Source organism: Vibrio coralliirubri (assembly GCF_024347375.1).
Lineage (GTDB): Bacteria > Pseudomonadota > Gammaproteobacteria > Enterobacterales > Vibrionaceae > Vibrio > Vibrio coralliirubri.
Window position 1 is genome coordinate 1,531,735 of the sequence record NZ_AP025470.1, and the last position, 19,020, is coordinate 1,550,754.

The 19,020-nt window shown below is 43.0% G+C and carries 14 protein-coding genes and 2 pseudogenes; 7 read left to right on the forward strand and 9 right to left on the reverse strand.

The annotated features are described in order from the left end of the window. Nucleotides 1–396: 396 nt before the first annotated feature. Nucleotides 397–1,965, forward strand: a complete 1,569-nt coding sequence (locus tag OCV20_RS07030; protein WP_086774899.1) for a polysaccharide lyase family 7 protein — start codon at nt 397–399, stop codon at nt 1,963–1,965. A 689-nt stretch (nt 1,966–2,654) separates the two neighbouring features. Here OCV20_RS07030 and OCV20_RS07035 read toward each other — a convergent pair. The 4 genes and pseudogenes from OCV20_RS07035 to OCV20_RS07050 all read right to left on the reverse strand — a co-directional run. Further along, nucleotides 2,655–4,469, reverse strand: a complete 1,815-nt coding sequence (locus OCV20_RS07035; protein ID WP_086774898.1) for a hypothetical protein — start codon at nt 4,467–4,469, stop codon at nt 2,655–2,657. A gap of 190 nt (nt 4,470–4,659) precedes the next feature. Further along, nucleotides 4,660–5,196 (reverse strand): annotated as a pseudogene (locus tag OCV20_RS07040) (oligogalacturonate-specific porin KdgM family protein); the annotation flags it as partial. 55 nt (nt 5,197–5,251) lie between these two features. Then, entirely contained in the window at nt 5,252–6,172 is a 921-nt protein-coding gene (locus tag OCV20_RS07045; RefSeq protein ID WP_086773621.1) for an IS5 family transposase, read from the reverse strand. 78 nt (nt 6,173–6,250) lie between these two features. Then, nucleotides 6,251–6,583, reverse strand: a pseudogene (locus tag OCV20_RS07050) (oligogalacturonate-specific porin KdgM family protein); the annotation flags it as partial. Between the two features lie 502 nt (nt 6,584–7,085). Between OCV20_RS07050 and OCV20_RS07055 the strand changes: the two are divergent. Both OCV20_RS07055 and OCV20_RS07060 read left to right on the forward strand, forming a co-directional pair. Further along, entirely contained in the window at nt 7,086–7,937 is an 852-nt protein-coding gene (locus OCV20_RS07055; RefSeq protein ID WP_261881433.1) for a polysaccharide lyase family 7 protein, read from the forward strand. Between the two features lie 66 nt (nt 7,938–8,003). After that, nucleotides 8,004–9,041, forward strand: coding sequence for a polysaccharide lyase family 7 protein (locus tag OCV20_RS07060; protein WP_059020510.1), 1,038 nt, complete (start codon nt 8,004–8,006; stop codon nt 9,039–9,041). 236 nt (nt 9,042–9,277) lie between these two features. On the opposite strand, the gene OCV20_RS07065 is transcribed toward OCV20_RS07060, so the two are convergent. From OCV20_RS07065 to OCV20_RS07075, 3 genes are all read right to left on the reverse strand, one after another. Continuing rightward, a complete protein-coding gene (locus tag OCV20_RS07065; RefSeq protein WP_086775957.1) occupies nt 9,278–10,645 on the reverse strand; it encodes an MATE family efflux transporter in 1,368 nt (455 codons plus the stop codon). 148 nt (nt 10,646–10,793) lie between these two features. Beyond that, a complete protein-coding gene (locus OCV20_RS07070) occupies nt 10,794–11,516 on the reverse strand; it encodes a FadR/GntR family transcriptional regulator (protein ID WP_048613964.1) in 723 nt (240 codons plus the stop codon). A 174-nt stretch (nt 11,517–11,690) separates the two neighbouring features. After that, the gene (locus tag OCV20_RS07075; RefSeq protein WP_086775956.1) at nt 11,691–12,467 is read right to left on the reverse strand and encodes an SDR family NAD(P)-dependent oxidoreductase; all 777 of its coding nucleotides are present in this window, start codon (nt 12,465–12,467) and stop codon (nt 11,691–11,693) included. Nucleotides 12,468–12,670: 203 nt separating this feature from the next. On the opposite strand from OCV20_RS07075, the gene OCV20_RS07080 reads away from it, so the two are divergent. From OCV20_RS07080 to OCV20_RS07095, 4 genes are all read left to right on the forward strand, one after another. Then, nucleotides 12,671–13,591, forward strand: a complete 921-nt coding sequence (locus OCV20_RS07080) for an IS5 family transposase (protein WP_086773621.1) — start codon at nt 12,671–12,673, stop codon at nt 13,589–13,591. Nucleotides 13,592–13,872: 281 nt separating this feature from the next. Further along, nucleotides 13,873–14,592 carry a FadR/GntR family transcriptional regulator gene (locus OCV20_RS07085; RefSeq protein ID WP_050621194.1) on the forward strand — a complete coding sequence of 240 codons (720 nt, stop codon included), beginning with the start codon at nt 13,873–13,875 and terminating at the stop codon, nt 14,590–14,592. A gap of 283 nt (nt 14,593–14,875) precedes the next feature. Next, entirely contained in the window at nt 14,876–16,738 is a 1,863-nt protein-coding gene (locus OCV20_RS07090) for a DUF294 nucleotidyltransferase-like domain-containing protein (protein WP_050621193.1), read from the forward strand. Continuing rightward, nucleotides 16,738–17,454, forward strand: a complete 717-nt coding sequence (locus OCV20_RS07095; RefSeq protein ID WP_086775209.1) for a 3'-5' exonuclease — start codon at nt 16,738–16,740, stop codon at nt 17,452–17,454. Before OCV20_RS07090 ends, OCV20_RS07095 begins: the two co-directional genes overlap by 1 nt. 101 nt (nt 17,455–17,555) lie before the next feature. On the opposite strand, the gene OCV20_RS07100 is transcribed toward OCV20_RS07095, so the two are convergent. Then, nucleotides 17,556–18,398 (reverse strand): IS3 family transposase, encoded by an 843-nt coding sequence (locus tag OCV20_RS07100; RefSeq protein WP_108721729.1) that lies wholly within the window; start codon nt 18,396–18,398, stop codon nt 17,556–17,558. Further along, nucleotides 18,395–18,904, reverse strand: coding sequence for a helix-turn-helix domain-containing protein (locus tag OCV20_RS07105; RefSeq protein ID WP_086774936.1), 510 nt, complete (start codon nt 18,902–18,904; stop codon nt 18,395–18,397). Before OCV20_RS07105 ends, OCV20_RS07100 begins: the two co-directional genes overlap by 4 nt. Nucleotides 18,905–19,020: the final 116 nt, after the last annotated feature.

The following is a 19,020-nucleotide window of genomic DNA, read 5'->3' on the forward strand; positions in this document are numbered from 1 at the left end:
GCTTTAAAGACCATATTGATTCCTAACAATGTGGTCTTTTTTTTAACTGCTGCGACACTTTTGAATGATGTGTTCTTAACGACAAATACTCTGCTCGAGTGATGCAAATTCTTACCATTACCGCTCGGTTTTTTCGCCCTTGATAGCCCATTTCGCATTCTAAATTTTTATATATTGTCTTTTATCAATAGGAAGTGTGATCCAGTTAAAGTATGGAAAATGCGGAAAGTGTTCCCAGTCTCATTTATTCAACGAAGTGTTTTATTTGTATTATAAGATTACGTAATATTTTTGTGTTGTCGCAAATACTGAGAGAATAAACGCCTTATAGCTCGTGTTTGCCAATTTTGTTTTCACTTACAAACGCTGCCTTTGTAATATAATAATGGATTAAATATGAAACAAATCACTCTAAAAACCTTACTCGCTTCTTCTATTCTACTTGCGGTTGGTTGTGCGAGCACAAGCACGCCTACTGCTGATTTTCCAAATAACAAAGAAACTGGTGAAGCGCTTCTGACGCCAGTTGCGGTTACCGCTAGTAGTCATGATGGTAATGGCCCTGATCGTCTCGTTGACCAAGACCTTACAACACGTTGGTCATCTGCGGGTGACGGCGAGTGGGCAACACTAGACTATGGTTCAGTGCAAGAATTTGATGCCGTTCAAGCATCTTTCAGCAAAGGTAACGAGCGCCAATCTAAATTTGATATTCAAGTAAGTGTTGATGGCGAAAGCTGGACAACGGTACTTGAAAACCAACTGAGCTCAGGTAAAGCGATTGGCCTAGAGCGTTTCCAATTCGAGCCAGCAGTGCAAGCACGTTACGTAAGATACGTTGGTCACGGTAACACCAAAAACGGTTGGAACAGTGTAACGGGGTTAGCTGCGGTTAACTGTAGCATTAACGCTTGTCCTGCTAGCCATATCATTACTTCAGACGTGGTCGCTGCAGAAGCGGCAATGATCGCTGAAATGAAAGCGGCGGAAAAAGCACGCAAAGATGCGCGCAAAGATCTTCGTTCTGGTAACTTCAGTGTAGCAGCGGTTTACCCTTGTGATACTACAGTTGAATGTGATACGCGCAGTGCACTGCCAGTTCCGACAGGCCTGCCAGCGACACCAGTTGCAGGTAACGCGCCAAGCGAAAACTTTGACATGACGCATTGGTACCTATCTCAACCGTTCGACCATGACAAAAATGGTAAGCCTGATGACGTTTCTGAGTGGAACCTTGCAAACGGTTACCAACACCCAGAGATCTTCTACACAGCTGACGATGGTGGTCTAGTCTTCAAGTCTTACGTGAAAGGTGTTCGTACCTCTAAAAATACTAAGTATGCGCGTACAGAGCTTCGAGAAATGATGCGCCGTGGTGACCAGTCTATTAGCACTAAAGGTGTTAACAAGAACAACTGGGTATTCTCAAGCGCACCTGAGTCTGACCTAGAAGCTGCTGCTGGTATTGATGGCGTTTTAGAAGCAACGTTGAAAATCGATCACGCAACAACGACAGGTAATGCGAACGAAGTAGGCCGCTTTATCATTGGTCAGATTCACGATCAAAACGATGAACCAATTCGTTTGTACTACCGTAAACTGCCAAACCAAGCAACGGGTGCGGTTTACTTCGCACACGAAAGCCAAGACGCAACTAAAGAGGATTTCTACCCTCTAGTGGGCGACATGACGGCTGAAGTGGGTGACGATGGTATCGCACTTGGCGAAGTGTTCAGCTACCGCATTGACGTTAAAGGCAACACGATGACAGTAACGCTAATGCGTGAAGGCAAAGACGACGTTGTACAAGTGGTTGATATGAGCAACAGCGGCTACGACGTAGGCGGCAAGTACATGTACTTCAAAGCCGGTGTTTACAACCAAAACATCAGCGGCGACCTAGACGATTACTCACAAGCGACTTTCTACCAACTAGACGTATCGCACGATCAATACAAAAAGTAATCTGGTCGAATAACACTTAATATTAAAGCTATCGCAATAGCCTCCAGCCTCAGGGTTTGGAGGCTTTTTTGTTACTGTCGTTTGGGTAAGGTAAATAACAGGCTGCCAAATAGTTCAAGTAAAGGGCTAGTGGTTGGCCTTGGTGCTCAGTTCTAAATTTGCCTCCCTATCCCTTGCTCAATCTTCAACACAGCTTCCCATTCGCCTCACGTGCCTATCTTAGTAAATAGCGGTTACATGCAATGTTACTGGGAACGATAAGCTTGGTCGCTCGTACGAGCTTGTATTTACACATGAAGTATTTTCAACCACTCATGGCTAGGTGTTCAAGGTTGGTTTTTAGAACGTGGTTAAATCCTAACCTTATGTAAACTGGATAGTTTTCTTGGTCTCGATGTAGGGAGGAGTTATCAGTTGCAACATGATTTATACAGGGCCATTTCTAACCTTAGTTAAAAGTGATATGTGTCAAAGCAACATAAATACTTGATGACAATGAGAAGTCAAAGCGGGGGATTGGCGATCTTTCGAGGTTGAATTTGGTATGAAATGACAAGTCTCTTAAAGGAGAGAGGCGGGCCATTTGCGAGTTAGATTTGCCAAATGAACGATTTAGTTAAGTTGAATGGAAATAAAAATGCCGTCACTAGGACGGCACTTTTGACAGAGTTTTGGGTTAACTTAACTTACTACTCGTCGTTCAGAGGATCTTCAGCAACAACCGCAGAGAATGTACTTGAGTTGTATGGCGATGCACTTAAATCTGCGCCAATGCTGTAGTTCTCGTAGTCATCAGAAAAGATTTCAGTCGCGCCTGCTGTATCGGAATAAACCTTGTAGTCGTCGACGTATAAAGTTGTATCTGCTGTTCCACCGTTTGATGAGAATTTAATGGTTGTCGCAGTTACTTCCACACCTGGAGTGGTGTTTTGTGATGTATAAGGACCGTACTCTGTACCATTGACCTTAACGGTGTAAGTACCAGCAGCGCTCAAGCTTGATGTGTCCCAAGACATCTCAAGGTCAATCCATGTACCTGGAGTGAATGTCGTTACTTGAGCGCTTTCACCACGGAGTGTGATTTTCCCTTCATCAATTTTGAATTCTCCGATCAACGAGCTGGTAGAGTTAGCTGTATCAAATAAAGAGACATACGCAGACTCGGTTTCAGCAGCGTCATAGTACATAGAAACTTTATGTGTACCTGTCGTCATACCGGAATCGAACTTGTAACGCAATTCTCCGGTGTCACCTGTATCTTGGTCGGTAATTGCGGCAACTTGGTTGTCGGTAGGCTCAGATGGATCTGGGTCTTCTGGCTCTTCACCACTTAAATTAATAACCGTAGCTTCAGAAGTACTGCTGTTATATGGGTTGTTATTTAAGTTATACCCAGCAGAGTAGTCGTTAAAGTTGTCTTTGAACTCCTCAACATACTCTCCAGTAGACTCATCAAGTGAGTATACTTTAAGGTTGTCAGCAATTAGCTCATATGGCGTTACACCACTGTTTGTACCTAAGCGAAGAGCAATAACTTGAACTTCACCTGAGCTGTTTGATGAGACCGCTCCAGTATAGGTTTCGCCATTGATGGTAAAAGTATGTGACGTTGGCGTCCAAACTACCTCGACAGTCGCATCAAACGTGCTGTTTGCATCAAAGGTACCGCCAGTCGCAGTTAGTGAACCAGAAGCATCGCGGAATTGAATAACACCGTCACCGATCGCTATGTCACCGTGATGATAAGCGTTACTTACTTTATCGTTCTCATCATTGGTTGAATAAAGCGAAATATAAGAGTTGTTCTGACCTTCATCAACTTGAGTGCTATCTGGATTAACCTGGTAGGTTAGATCAATCGTTAACTTACCTGAAGAAATCGTTTTGCCTACCGTAGAGCTAGTGTTTAAGATCTTAAGTCTTAGCTCACCAGTATCATCGGTTAACGTATCTAAAATTTGAGCGGCATTGTTAACACCTGAAGCTTGATCTGCGGTGTCCGCTGGGCCCGTTACTTCAGTATTATCTCTGTGGTCGGTACCTGAAATAGGGATGTTACCGTCAATAGCAAGACCACCGTCAGCTGCGGAGTAATCGCCATCTACAGATACAGAACTTACCGTACCGTCATCATTGAATAGCGTGAACGCAACTTGACCTGAAGTTTCATCTTCAATTGTCTCTTCATAAGTGGTTTCAAATCGTTCGTATTCACCAAGTGTGGTATCAGCTGAATTGTCAGTGTAGTAATAAAGTGTTTCACCATCTGCAGAAAAGCGATAAACGTTGGGTAAATCACCACTACTCGATGAAGAGTAGGCAGCTGAGAATGCTGCTGTATCAGAAAACTCCCAATAACCATTTAATAATGCTGAAGTTGGTGCGTTTGGATCGGTTACTGAGCCAGTACCAGAATCCGTCGGGATAGGTAAACCATCACTGTTACAACCGAATAATAAACCTGTCGAAAGAGCGACAGCTGTAGCGACTTTAGAAATCTGCATAAAATATTCTCTTTATGATATTAAATCCATATGTAAATCACATAAGAAATAGATAATGAATAGTCGTTAAATATTTATTAGGATGAAGCTAATCCTGATTAGAACATCCTATTATTTAAAATAAAGTAATTAAAATATGCCCAAATAAGTTACAAGAGGAGAGGGCTATTCTATATTTTGACTATTTTTATTAGAATGAGTAAGCAATACCAACACGGTATTTAGCTTCACGATCTTTTGAAGATGAACTGATATCAGACGACCAGATCTCAGCAAAAGGTTTCCAAGAACCGAACTTGTAGTTTACCTTTAAGCCAGCATCCCATTCCCAGTCATCACTATTATAAAGAAGTACGTTATCTAAAGATTTTACATAGTTTGCTTCGTAAGAAAGGCCAAGCTTCGGCAGAGATTCTACTTTGTAAGAACCCGTTAGTGTGACTTTAGACTTTTGAGCTGATTCTAAACGTTCACCAGTTTCAGAGTCTTTGTCACCAAATTGTGTGTGGTTACGGAAATCAGCATATTCATGACGGTAACGAATTGCGGTTGTTAGGCCCATGTCTGCTTTATAGCCAACACGGAACTGAGGCTTGAACGTAACCTTCTTCATCTTCCAATCGCCATCGTTGTAATTTGGCTCATCCCAGTCCCAAGCGATTGGCATACCTACTTGTAGGTACCAGTTATTGTCGACCTTATAAGTTGCTGTATTTTCGACTTCCATGGGCTTTGTTGCGTAATTAAATTTAGAGATAGAGCCAACCCGTTTCGCTTGTTTCTTAGTCAATACGACAAGTTTCAGGCATACCTAACCCAGTAAGCTTGTTCAACGCTTTTATCATCGCGTAAGTTTCACCCACCTGGGCATTGTAATTTCTTAAGCTCAGTTTCCCTCCTAGCAACTGTTTAACTCGATACATCGCTGTTTCTGAGAGTGAACGTTTGTGGTATCCATACCGCTCTTTCCAATACTTATTTGAGTCGTATAATTTCTGGCAACCCACGGCGAAATTTCGAGGGTGACCACGCTCCCAGAAGGCAGCCCCTTCTCTTGGGGGAATAAGCGCAATAGCTCCCTTAATCTTAATAGCAGCGTGACACGCTCTCGTGTCGTAAGCGCCATCACCAGACACCTCAAGGATACTTCGGCGTGTTTGTTTCAGTAAGTTCGGGAGTACTTCTCCATCTGTAACCGTCGATAAACTTAGCTCGGCGGCAATGATCTCATGAGTGTTGGTATCGACTGCAATATGCAGCTTTCGCCAGACTCTACGCTTGCCATCCGTCCCATGTTTTTTGACTTTCCATTCACCTTCGCCATAAACCTTAAGGCCAGTAGCATCAATGGCTAGGTGCTGTATCGCTCCTCTCGTTTTAGTCTTAAATGAAACCTCAACTTGCTTGGCTCTACGACTGATGCAGGTGTAATGCGGACAACTTAACGGTACATGGGCTAACCTAAATATCGAGTCGATAAATCCTTGCAGCGCTCTCAATGGCATAGAAAAAACTCGTTTGACCATGAGTGCTGTCGTGATAGCTAAATCACTGAACCGACGCGGCCTACCGCGCTTATTCTGTTTGCTTTGCGCCCATCCGCTTATTGCTTCTTCATCAATCCAAAAAGTCAGAGAACCACGGTTAATGAGTGATCGGTTGTATTGCTTCCAGTTGGTTGTTTTATAACGAGGCTTAGGCATAGGACTACGAGATAGAGTGGAGGTAGCTGATCAGATCGTAGGTTCTTGATTTAGTTCCATTGAATTACGCAACAAAGCCACTTCCATGCCGTAAATGTACCAGTTGCCATTGTAGAAACTTTGGCTGTTGGCATTTTTTACGCTACCCGAATCTTCATCGTAGTAAGAGTCGTCAGTATGGAATTTAACTTCAAGGCCCGTTGAGTGCTTCCACTTATCTGACAGTTTGAAGCTATGACCTAGTTTTACACGGTGCTGGTGACGAGCATCAACACTGCCTGTTGAACCATCTGTTTTTGTATAATCAGTCGCTGCACGATACTCATAGCGGTAATCAAGTGTTGTCGCTGATGCCATTCCTGCAAATAAAGTTGTTGCCACTGCGATAGCAACCATATTCATTTTTTTCATCATTACTCTCGTATTTTTAGATTTAAGATTAAGTAAAGGTAGGGTATTCCTAGTGAGCCACCCAATAACTCATACAATAATCTTATATGTTAAGTTTATGAAAAACCGTGAGCTGGTACTCAATGCGAATAAATGGAGTATTGACTAGTTTGTTAATTCAGTTGTGAGTCACGAAAATTTCTATAATTCGAACGAAAAATGCTCTGAGTTGTTAAAACATGGCGCTATAGGTAACAAATTTAACTTTTTGAACTCGTTATATAGCAAAGTGTTATGAGTATCCCACTTTTAATACTGTGTTTAATCTCAATAATGACTGGTCTCTCAATTTCCCCACTTGTCCAAGAAATACAAAAAGCATGTGATAAAATAATACAAATGTTTTATCGGTGGTCGTAACAACATGACCTGGATAACTGGAATTAAACTGTCTTTATTTCATTGGTTAGTTTGTTGGTTCCATGGTCTGTACGTTTACCAAATGGTTGGTCGAGTAAGAAAAATGAAAAACTTAATATGCTTAGCCGCAGCAACTTCACTTTCGTTAGGGGCGTATGCGTCCGATTTAGGAGTCCCTGCTGATTCCTCTCAATTCAAAGAGATTTTGAAAGTTTCTAAGCTGCAAATGTCTGATCCCAAGGGGAAGCCCGGGAATAAAAAGGACTATGCGAGTAAAGGTGAGTTCGATGGGGTGGTGTTTGAACATTTTTATCTTGATGAACCGACTCAAGCGTTAGTCTTTAAAATGGCGGGCTATAAAAACCGCAGTGAGATCCGCGTTAACGACAACTTCAAAATCGATGAACCCAGTAAATACCACCATTTAAGCGCTGAGTTTATGCCTATTAACCCTCGTGATTCGGTTAAGAATAGCGAAAAGAAACGAGATGAAATGACGTACTTGCAAGTGCATAACAAGGGTACGTATTACGATGGCAAACAGGGTTCCCATGGAGAAGGATATATACCTCACCCGTTGGTTCGCGTGGTTTATGATGCAGATAGAAGCGGTAAGACCGATTGGTATTGGGCAATCATAAAAAATAATGCGGTTAACTGCAGCTCCAAGAGCGGAAATAAAGGCTCAGCGGAATGTAAGAAAGCTTATATAAAGTTACCGCTTGGCCCGATCGCTGAAAAAGGCTCGGACAAATTTGATATTTACGTAGGTAACCAAAGGTTAATCATCAACCATAACGACAGCACTGTAGTTAATCACGACATTAGCTATTGGAAAGATATGGTGAGTTATTATAAGGCTGGCGTTTATAACCAATTTAAGAATGGTGAAAGCGAAGCCCATTTCTACAAGTTAGCTTATTCAATAAAAAATAAACCTGTTATTACAGATTAGGGTAGTACTGCCTAGTTTAATATTAATGGGTCTACAAATACTCGTTTGTTATTAAGGATAATTTGGATGTTCAAAAAAAATATGCTTGCTATAGCTTTGCTATCAGCAGTACCTATTGTGTCGTTTGCAAATAATGGTGTGTCTTATCCAGTACCTGCGGATAAGTTTGATATGCGTAATTGGAAAATAACGATTCCTTCGGATATTAATGAAGATGGTCGTGTTGATGAAATAGAAGGGGTAGCTATGATGAGCTACTCACACAGTGATTTTTTCCATCTTGATAAAGACGGCAACCTTGTATTTGAAGTGCAGAACCAAGCGATTACGACGAAAAACTCGAAAAACGCGCGTTCTGAGTTACGCCAGATGCCACGTGGTGCTGACTTCTCTATCGATACTGCTGACAAAGGTAATCAATGGGCATTGTCTAGCCATCCATCAGCAAGCGAGTACAGTGCGGTTGGCGGAACACTAGAAGCGACACTAAAAGTGAATCACGTTGCGATTAACGCTAAGTACCCAGAAAAGTACCCAGCTCACTCGGTGGTTGTTGGTCAGATTCACGCTAAAAAACATAATGAGCTAATCAAAGCTGGAACTGGTTACGGGCATGGTAATGAACCACTAAAGATCTTCTATAAGAAGTTTCCTGACCAAGAAATGGGTTCAGTATTTTGGAACTATGAGCGTAACCTAGAGAAAAAAGATCCTAACCGTGCCGACATCGCTTACCCTGTTTGGGGTAACACTTGGGAAAACCCAGCGGAACCGGGTGAAGCGGGCATTGCTCTTGGTGAAGAGTTTAGTTACAAAGTGGAAGTGAAAGGCACCATGATGTACCTAACGTTTGAAACAGAGCGTCACGATACGGTTAAGTATGAAATCGACCTGAGCAAGGGTATTGATGAGCTTGACTCACCAACGGGTTATGCTGAAGATGATTTCTATTACAAAGCGGGCGCATACGGCCAATGTAGTGTGAGCGATTCTCACCCTGTATGGGGGCCAGGTTGTGGCGGTACTGGCGATTTCGCTGTCGATAAAAAGAATGGCGATTACAACAGTGTGACTTTCTCCGCGCTTAAGTTGAACGGTAAATAGTACATAGCCAGTAGGCTAGCTAGACACAGTGCTTAAGGAATGTTTTTGAAGACCACTTAACCAAATGTTGAGTGGTCTTTTTGTTTTCTATGAGATTTAAGATGAGCTGGGTATCAGCGAGAGTGTATTGAAGCATACCAATGAAAGGTGCAGTCGAAACAATACAACCTTGTCAAAAGACAAGGTTGTAATCAGAAAGCGTAGAAAGATTTTAGGACGGCAACTCGATATCGAGTTTAGTCATACATCAACTCTTTAGCTTTGTCGGCATCAAACTCTTTAAGAGACTTTCGAGCCAAGTGACGGAAAGGGAACGCTTTGACAATTTCTTCAAAGGGTTGGATGGCAAAAGCCCAAAAGATTGAGCCATCTAAACCAAAGATGATCAATGCACATAACGGTATTGAAACGACCCATTGTCCAGTAAAGTTAATTTTGAACACATCCGTTGTTTTGCCTAGTGCCCTTAATACATGCCCGTGAACCGTGTTGTAACCACGAACAATAGGCAAGAAGATGTAGAGTGGGGCAATCACGGCCAATGCTTGGTACGTAGAAGGATCTAAGTCTGGGTACACATCGGCAATTACCACACTTAAACCTGCAAACATCACTGCACAAACCACCGAAATGCCCACCGCAACATCAATACTGGTATCAACGTTTTTGGTCAGATCATCCATTTTCTTGGAGCCGATGGCTTGGCTGATGGTAATCGCGGAAGAGTGAGCCCAAGCAGTAATGAATTGAGTACCGGCGCGAATCCAAGGCATCACCAAAGTAATTGCTACGTAAGCATTGATGTTAAGTTGCGAATACAACAATTGATAAATCGTTGCGCCAATCGACAGCATGGTCACGTTCGCTGCTACAGGGAATATTTCAATGAAGTGGCGGCGAATGTTGGTAAGAAACTCCGATTTTTCTGTATCCAATTTCAATGAAACAGATGAATCGTAATGCACACATAGAACCAGATACACAAGGCGAACGGTGATAGCAATAACACTGCCAAGCGCAGCACCTTGTACTCCAATCCCTTCAAAACTAGAGAAGCCATGAATCAGCACATACGAGAGTACAGCATTGATAGGCAATTCAATTAAGTAACCTTTAAACGGTACTTTGGTTCTTCCTAAGCCGTTGAACAAAGCGATGATCACCTGCGTTAACGCGGTAAAGATAACAATGTATTTCGAGATATCTAGATAGTGGCTGATTTCTGAATGAAGAGAAGCGTCATCGGTTAAGGCTTGAATCAAAGGTTGTTCGAAAAAAGTAAGCAGAAGCCAAAACAGTGTCGCAACGCCAAGGTTGATAAATAACCCCGCCCAAAATGCTTTAGATAGAGATGAAGAGACACCAGAACCTACAGCTCGACTAAGAACCAGTTGTGTACCGTTCGCCAAGGCCATTTGGATACCTAACACAAACGCGATGATAGTAGTGGCAATGCCCATTGCGGCGAGAGGAATTTCACCTAGCGGAGAAACTAGCAACGTGTCGATCATCAACATCGACTGCATCAACAATGCGTTTAAAGCTAGGGGCCAGGCGAGAGAGAAATTTTTCCTTACGTACGATTGCGAAGACACAAACAACACCTTATGTGTATAACCGTAAGCTTTCTCTGAGGTGACGGAGTAGAGCGTTTAAAGAAGAAAACACTACGGTATTTGATGGTTAAAAAATGGGTGTTAAAACAAGACTGACTTGTGTCTTTGAAACACAAGTCAGTTTGGTTAATCTCGGTTATGCGATGGCTAATTCAACCCTAGATAGCTTTTGGTTCTCATCGTCTAGCAGGACTTGAGAAGCAATTCGAGCTTGCTTGGCATCGCCTGACATTATCGCGTCGTAAATCGCTTTGTGTTCTTCTAAACAGAAGCGACCGCCTTCAGCGGAGTGGTCGATAAACTGCTTGAAGATAGTCGACAGAATATTGGCGAATGGAATGTAAAACTGATTACCTGTCGATAAGAAAATCGTTTGGTGAAACAGGTGATCGTTGGTCGTCCACTCTTCATAATCGAAGTTATTTGCCGCGATAGTCATCTTCTGGAAAAGAATCGAAAGCTCTTTGCGTTGCTCAACGGTTGCATTGGTTGCAGCGAGTGCACACGCTTCCGGGTCAATCGCTTTTCTTAAGCCTAAAAATTGAGACAAGAAGGGTTTGGTATCTTCTAAATCTTGGATCCAGTACAGCAATTGCGGGTCTAAGAAGTGCCATTGTGTTCTCGGCTTGATACGAGTGCCCACTTTTGGCTTCGACTCGATTAAACCTTTTGCCGAAAGTAGCTTGGTTGATTCTCGAAGGGCAGTTCTGCTTACTCCAAAGATATCGCACAGCTCCATTTCGCTGGGTAACTTTTGATTTTCTTCTAACTCGCCTGACAAGATTTTGCGAGCAATTTGTCTCGCCACTTGAACATGAATTCGGCGGCTTGAATCTTCCACCAATGTAAATATTGACATTTAAACCACCTGAAATTGAAACTTTGAAAACACCAAAAACCAGACGAATCTGGCGTTTAGTGTCAGTGTATACGTCGAATTTAGTGTGAGGTTTTCCCTCATCTACTCGGGTCTGTTGACCTTATATAGTGTGGCGAACTTAAATCGCTGAGTGAGCTTATAAAAACCAGCTAACTAAGGCGTTATTTGTCCGCCATTAACATCTAGGATTTGACCTGTGATGTAACCGCTGCAAGCGTGCGATGCAAAGAAAGCAAATGAAGGAGCAACTTCATCAATATTGCCAAAGCGTCCCATTGGAATGTTGTTAGCAATGGTCGCTTTCAAATCGTCGCTCTTGCCATCGTGAAATGCGGTATCGATAGTGCCTGGTGAAACAATGTTGAAACGGATATTGTCTTGTGCGAACTCTTTCACCCAATTACGGTGAATGTCGTGCAACCAAGCTTTAGACGCGGCATAGATGCCTGCACCAACACCACCGCCTTCGCGAGCGGCAATAGAGCCCGTGCTAATCACACAAGATGTTTGCCCGGACTCAGCAGCAGAGGCGCGTAAGTGCGGGATAGAGAACTTAGTTGTCATCAGTGCAGAGCGAACATTAAGGTCCATTACGCGCTCATAAAACTCATCATCGATATTTTCTAGATTGGCGCGACCACCAAGGCCACCGGCGTTGTTAATCAACACGTCCATGCCACCAAAATGATCAGTAAACTCTTTGACTAACCTTTCGCACTCTAATGTGTCCATTAGGTTTGCAGGGAAAAAAGCAACATCGCCACCCAGTGCGGTAAGTTCAGATAGAACGTCATCGACTTTTGGGCTGAAAGCACGACTATTGATGCCGATTTTTGCGCCGTATTTTGCAAAGACACGTGCGGTAGCTAAACCCATACCAGCAGTAGAGCCAGTAATTAGAATGCGTTTGCCTTTTAAATCGTTAAACATCAGAGCCGCCTATATTGTAGATTATTTACACCAATAAATCATACAATAACACTTGCTATATTCAAGGGTGTTCATCTAAAAACGGGTTATTACCGACATAAATAGTGAGAGTAAGGGTGGTTTTGGCTTTGTTGCGTAATTCAATGGAACTAAATCAAGAACCTACGATCTGATCAGCTACCTCCACTCTATCTCGTAGTCCTATGCCTAAGCCTCGTTATAAAACAACCAACTGGAAGCAATACAACCGATCACTCATTAACCGTGGTTCTCTGACTTTTTGGATTGATGAAGAAGCAATAAGCGGATGGGCGCAAAGCAAACAGAATAAGCGCGGTAGGCCGCGTCGGTTCAGTGATTTAGCTATCACGACAGCACTCATGGTCAAACGAGTTTTTTCTATGCCATTGAGAGCGCTGCAAGGATTTATCGACTCGATATTTAGGTTAGCCCATGTACCGTTAAGTTGTCCGCATTACACCTGCATCAGTCGTAGAGCCAAGCAAGTTGAGGTTTCATTTAAGACTAAAACGAGAGGAGCGATACAGCACCTAGCCATTGATGCTACTGGCCTTAAGGTTTATGGCGAAGGTGAATGGAAAGTCAAAAAACATGGGACGGATGGCAAGCGTAGAGTCTGGCGAAAGCTGCATATTGCAGTCGATACCAACACTCATGAGATCATTGCCGCCGAGCTAAGTTTATCGACGGTTACAGATGGAGAAGTACTCCCGAACTTACTGAAACAAACACGCCGAAGTATCCTTGAGGTGTCTGGTGATGGCGCTTACGACACGAGAGCGTGTCACGCTGCTATTAAGATTAAGGGAGCTATTGCGCTTATTCCCCCAAGAGAAGGGGCTGCCTTCTGGGAGCGTGGTCACCCTCGAAATTTCGCCGTGGGTTGCCAGAAATTATACGACTCAAATAAGTATTGGAAAGAGCGGTATGGATACCACAAACGTTCACTCTCAGAAACAGCGATGTATCGAGTTAAACAGTTGCTAGGAGGGAAACTGAGCTTAAGAAATTACAATGCCCAGGTGGGTGAAACTTACGCGATGATAAAAGCGTTGAACAAGCTTACTGGGTTAGGTATGCCTGAAACTTGTCGTATTGACTAAGAAACAAGCGAAACGGGTTGGCTCTATCTCTAAATTTAATTACGCAACAAAGCCGGTGGTTTTGTGAGTTCACGCATACATTGAAATTGTAAATGAGAACTATTTGTATGAATTAATGGGTTGAATTGGTTTTATAAACCTAAAGATGAGCAGGTTTGTGAAATATTGCTCCAGCCTTTATTGGTAGTGACCTCACGTTATTCTGATGCTGTGTTGGTGAAGATATAAATCAGTGCTATAGTCCGGGTTAAATAATACATATCTAATAAGTAAGTAGACACATGGCTGGCTCTTTCAATTCTATTTCAGGCTCTAAGCGAAGCCTTCATGTGCAAGTTGCACGTGAAATCGCTCGTGGTATTTTGTCGGGCAATTTGCCTCAAGGTTCTATTATCCCTGGTGAAATGGCTCTGTGTGAGCAATTTGGTATCAGTAGAACAGCATTAAGAGAAGCGGTTAAGCTTCTGACTTCAAAAGGTCTATTAGAATCTCGTCCTAAGATTGGTACTCGCGTTGTTAACCGCGCGTTCTGGAACTTCTTAGATCCACAATTGATCGAATGGATGGACGGTTTGGCCGATACAGATCAATTCTGTCATCAGTTTTTGGGTTTACGCCGTGCAATTGAACCAGAAGCGTGTGCTTTAGCTGCTCAGTTCGCGAGTGCAGAACAACGTATTGAGCTGTCTAGTATTTTCCAACAAATGGTCGAAATTTCTAGCGAAGAAACGCTTGATCAAGAGCGTTGGCTAGATATTGATATGAAATTCCATAGCCTGATCTTCAATGCAACAGGTAACGACTTCTACCTTCCATTTGGTAACATCTTAACGACTATGTTTGTTAACTTTATTTCTCACTCTTCTGAAGAGGGAAGTACTTGTATTAACGAACACCGCCAGATTTATGAAGCAATCATGGCAGGTAATAGTGACAAAGCACGCCACGCGTCAGCAAGTCACTTATTGGAAACAAACCACAGATTACCCGTCGCTAGCTAATTGTTTTTACTGTTATTTTAGCTTTGATAATTTTACACGATTGACGATAGGTCATTCTCGTAAAACTAGGATAGTCAAAGTTAAAATTACGGTTGTTCAAAAGCTAACTTCAGCAGTGACCTCTAAAAAGCACGTTTGATACGTGCTTTTTTTGCATCCAAATTTGATGAAAACCTGACTGGTGTCCAATATTTAATCTATTATTTGCTGTTTCGTTAAAAGCACTAGTAACCAGTATTTTAAGTTATATAATAATACTAATTAAATTATTGTGAGTGTGATTATGCCCCAGTCTCTACTGCCAAATATTCTTCAATTCATAGGTCAAATCGACCCATTCGATAAGATCCCTAAAGAAGCACTTCGCGAACTTGCCTCTAACGTGCAAATTACCTATCTCGGTAAGGGAGATGTGGTCGATTTGTGTGAGTCGGGGAAGGAAAAATCGCTCTATATCATTCGAACGGGCTCTATGGAGCAACGAAAATCGGATGGTGTGCTTCGTGCTCGTTTAGGCAGTGAAGATTTGTTCGGCTTTACGTTCTTAGATTCTGAAGTCAACGATGAAAAAGGTTATAGAGCTGTCGCAATCGAAAATACCTTACTTTATGTGATTCCACACTCGGCACTTCAAACGCTCTTCAAAGCCTTTCCAAGTTGCGCAGAACACTTTGCTTCACAGGCGCAGGTTCGCTTGAAGTCGGCACTGGATGTGGTTTGGTCAAATAAAGAGAAAGGCCTATTCATTCGTAAAGTCGAAGAAGTAGCAAGCGGGCAGGTGGCGATTGTTAAGTCTGAGCAAACCATCCAGTCGGTTGCGGTTGAAATGCTTCATCAACGCTCACCGTGTGCGGTGATCTATGAAGGTGAAACCATTGTTGGTTTGATCACCGACCGAGACATGACTAAGCGAGTGATTGCCCACGGCGTGAGTACTGATAGCTTGATCTCAGAGGTAATGACGCACTCTCCACTTACGGTAAAACCGGATGATTTAGTACTGCATGCTGCGTCTATCATGATGCAATTCAATATCCGTAACTTGCCCGTTGTGAAAGAGAATAAGGTCGTTGGTCTTCTCACTACGTCTCATTTGGTTCAAAACCACCGTGTGCAAGCGATATTCTTGATCGAGAAAATCAAATACGCGGGCAGCGTAAAAACCATGTCTTCGTTCACCTCAGAGCGACAAGCTATTTTTGAAGCGCTGGTGGAAGGTAAAGTGGCGCCTGAAACCGTCGGCAAGGTAATGACCATGATTATGGATGCCTACACTCGTCGATTGATTCAAATAGCGATTGATAAATTAGGCCCACCACCGTGTGATTTCTCTTGGATCGTAGCCGGATCGCACGCGCGTAATGAAGTGCACATGCTATCCGACCAAGACAGCGCGATTGTTCTAGCTGACGATGCAACCGACAGTGACCGTATTTACTTCAAACACCTAGCGATGATGGTGACCAATGGGCTAGCAAGCTGCCACTACCCATTATGTCCAGGTAAATTCATGGCCGCGACGCCGAAATGGTGTCAGCCACTCAGTGTTTGGAAGCACTACTACAAGAAGTGGGTGGCTAACCCAGAGTATGAACGCTTACTTAACATCAGTGTGTTCCTAGAAATTCGTACTATCTACGGCAACAGTGAGTTCGAAGGCATTCTTCGCGATGAGCTGCATAGCAATATTCGCGGTAACCGTGAGTTTTTAAGCACGTTAGTGAAAGACGCGGTTAATACCAATCCACCACTTGGTATTTTCAATAGCTTAGTGTTAGAGAAGTCAGGTGAGAATAAGAAAACGTTGAACGTGAAGAAGTACGCGATCAACTTGATTATCGACTTAGCGCGTATCTATGGCCTTGCTGTGGAGTGCGATTTGTCGGCGACTGACGAACGTTTCGCTGCTGCCAATGAAAAAGGTATGCTGAGCGACGACGCATTCAAGAACATTCTGGGTGCTTACCAGTTCATTCTCTCTTTCCGTTTTGGTCATCAACTTGAAGCGCTGAAGAACGGGGATGTGCCTGACAACAACATCAACCCAGATAGCTTTGGTAGCTTTGAGCGTAAACACTTGAAAGATGCCTTTAGGATCATTGCTGACCTTCAAGAAGCGGCGAAAATTCGTTTCGGAGCACGTTAATGAAAGCCTTGTTAAACTATTTTCACCCGCTTGAGCGAATTAAACGTAAACGTAAGCAATATTTGGGAACGGTTAAGTTGCCAGAGGCGTTACATGATCTCGTAGAGCAGCCTTGTCCTGAAATGACGGACTTGGCCAAAGACAGCGAATACATTATTTTAGATCTCGAAACCACGGGCTTAGACAGCGAGCAAGACCTTATCTTATCTATGGGGTGGGTCGATGTGGTTAAAGGGAGAATCGATTTAGCGTCAGCCAAACATATTTATCTGAATAACGATTCGCAGATCAACGCTGAAACCGCTGTTATCAACCATATTACGCCGCAAATGTTGGAAGAGGGCGCGTCTATTCATGATGCGATGCTGACATTTTTCGAAGCAGCAAAAGGCAAGATCATTGTCGCGCACGCTTGTGTGGTCGAAGAGAAGTTCATTAGCCAATACCTTCTTCGCTGCTACGGTTTACGAGCGATTCCTCTGCTTTGGCTTGATACCTTGTGTATTGAGAAAAGCATGGAAAAAGCGATCAGCAATCATGAAGAAGTCGATTTAACCTTGGCAGGGACGCGAGCAAGGTACGGGCTTCCTGAGTACAACAGCCACAATGCATTAGCCGACGCCGTTTCGACAGCAGAATTGTTTTTGGCTCAGCAGAAGCGAGTCGTGCCTAACGATGATGTGACCGTTGCCTTTCTCTATCGGATCAGTCACTAGGAAAAAGAGCTGCAAGTACGCGGCTCTAATTTTATTGAACCGATTTAAAAGGAAAAAAAGCCAGCGGTTATGAAGTGACCCCGTAAAGTTGGACATTTCTGTTAAGCGGCTTTCAAGGCCTGAGTTCGATATTCTATCGGAGTCAGGCCTTTTAGTTTCACTTTTATACGTTTGGTATTGTAGTACTCGATGTATTCTTTAATCTGCTCTATCAGAGCATCTGCATCTTCAAAGCTTTGGTTGTGATACATCTCGGTTTTGAGTAAAGCAAAAAAGTTTTCAGCAACAGCATTATCCAAGCAGTTACCTTTTCTCGACATGCTTTGCGTTAACCCACTCTCCGCTACCTTTTTCTGATACTGTCGATGGCGATATTGCCAACCTTGATCGCTATGTATAATTGGCTTTGAGTTGGGTTTAAGCGTTGATATAGCTTCCGTCAGCATATCTGTGACAAGCGGCAAGCAGGCATTTTTGGCCACTCTATAAGCAACCACCTCCTGAGTAAACAAGTCGACAACGGGAGATAAGTATACTTTCTGCTCTTTGACTTTGAACTCCGTGACATCAGTTACCCACTTTTCATCGGGTTGAGTCGCACTAAAATCTCTTTCAAGAACGTTGGGAGCAGCTTTTCCTGACTCTCCTCGGTATGAACGATACTTTTTAATCCTGACCGTCGATTTAAGGTTGAGCTGAGCCATAAGCCTTTGAACCGTTTTGTGATTAAGCACGAACCCCTGATTCTTTAGTTCCAAGTGAATACGGCGGTAGCCGTATCGCCCCTTATGTTCATGATAAATTGACTTTATCAACCGCAGCTCACGTTCGTAGCTATTTTGGCGCTTGCTCGTTTGAGCCTGATAATAAAAGACACTTTTTGCCAACTGTAGAGTGTGCAGTAAGTGCTTTAATGGGTACTTGCCTTTAAGAGTTAGAGCTATGACCGCTTTTTCTTTGTTCGACGGTTTTTTTTCTGCTCCAACTCTTCCAACTTTTTTAGAACGGCATTCTCGGTTCGTAAGTAGACCAACTCCTCTTTTAGCTCCTCAAGTGTCATTTCATTATCAGGCTTAGTGGTACGTTGAGGTTGCTGTTTCATTGAGGGTCTTCCTTTCTGGCGCATTTCGAGCCCCTTGATACCGAGCTCATTAAATCGTTTAAGCCAGACAGAGAGTATTCCAGGGGATGAGAGGTTTAATACAGCGCTAGTGTGCGTGAGAGACCATTCATTCGTCCACATTAAATTCAATGCTTTTCGTTTTGTTTGAGCAGTCGCGGCATGATTAGTTGGTAAAAATGAATCAGTACCATGGATGGCAAAGACTTGAGCCCAATACCGTATCTGCCTTGAAGAAATTGAATATTGTTTTGCTAAGTAGAGAGATGACGTGCCATCTAAGTATTGCTTAGCAATGATACATTTTAGCTCTCGGCTATATTTGGACATAAAAAGACCCCCAATAATTGGTGTCCAACTATTGGGGGTCAGTTCATTAAGCTGGCTTTTGTTTAGGTCTTAGAAAATTAGGACAGTAATTATCTTAGATTATTCATGTAGCTATC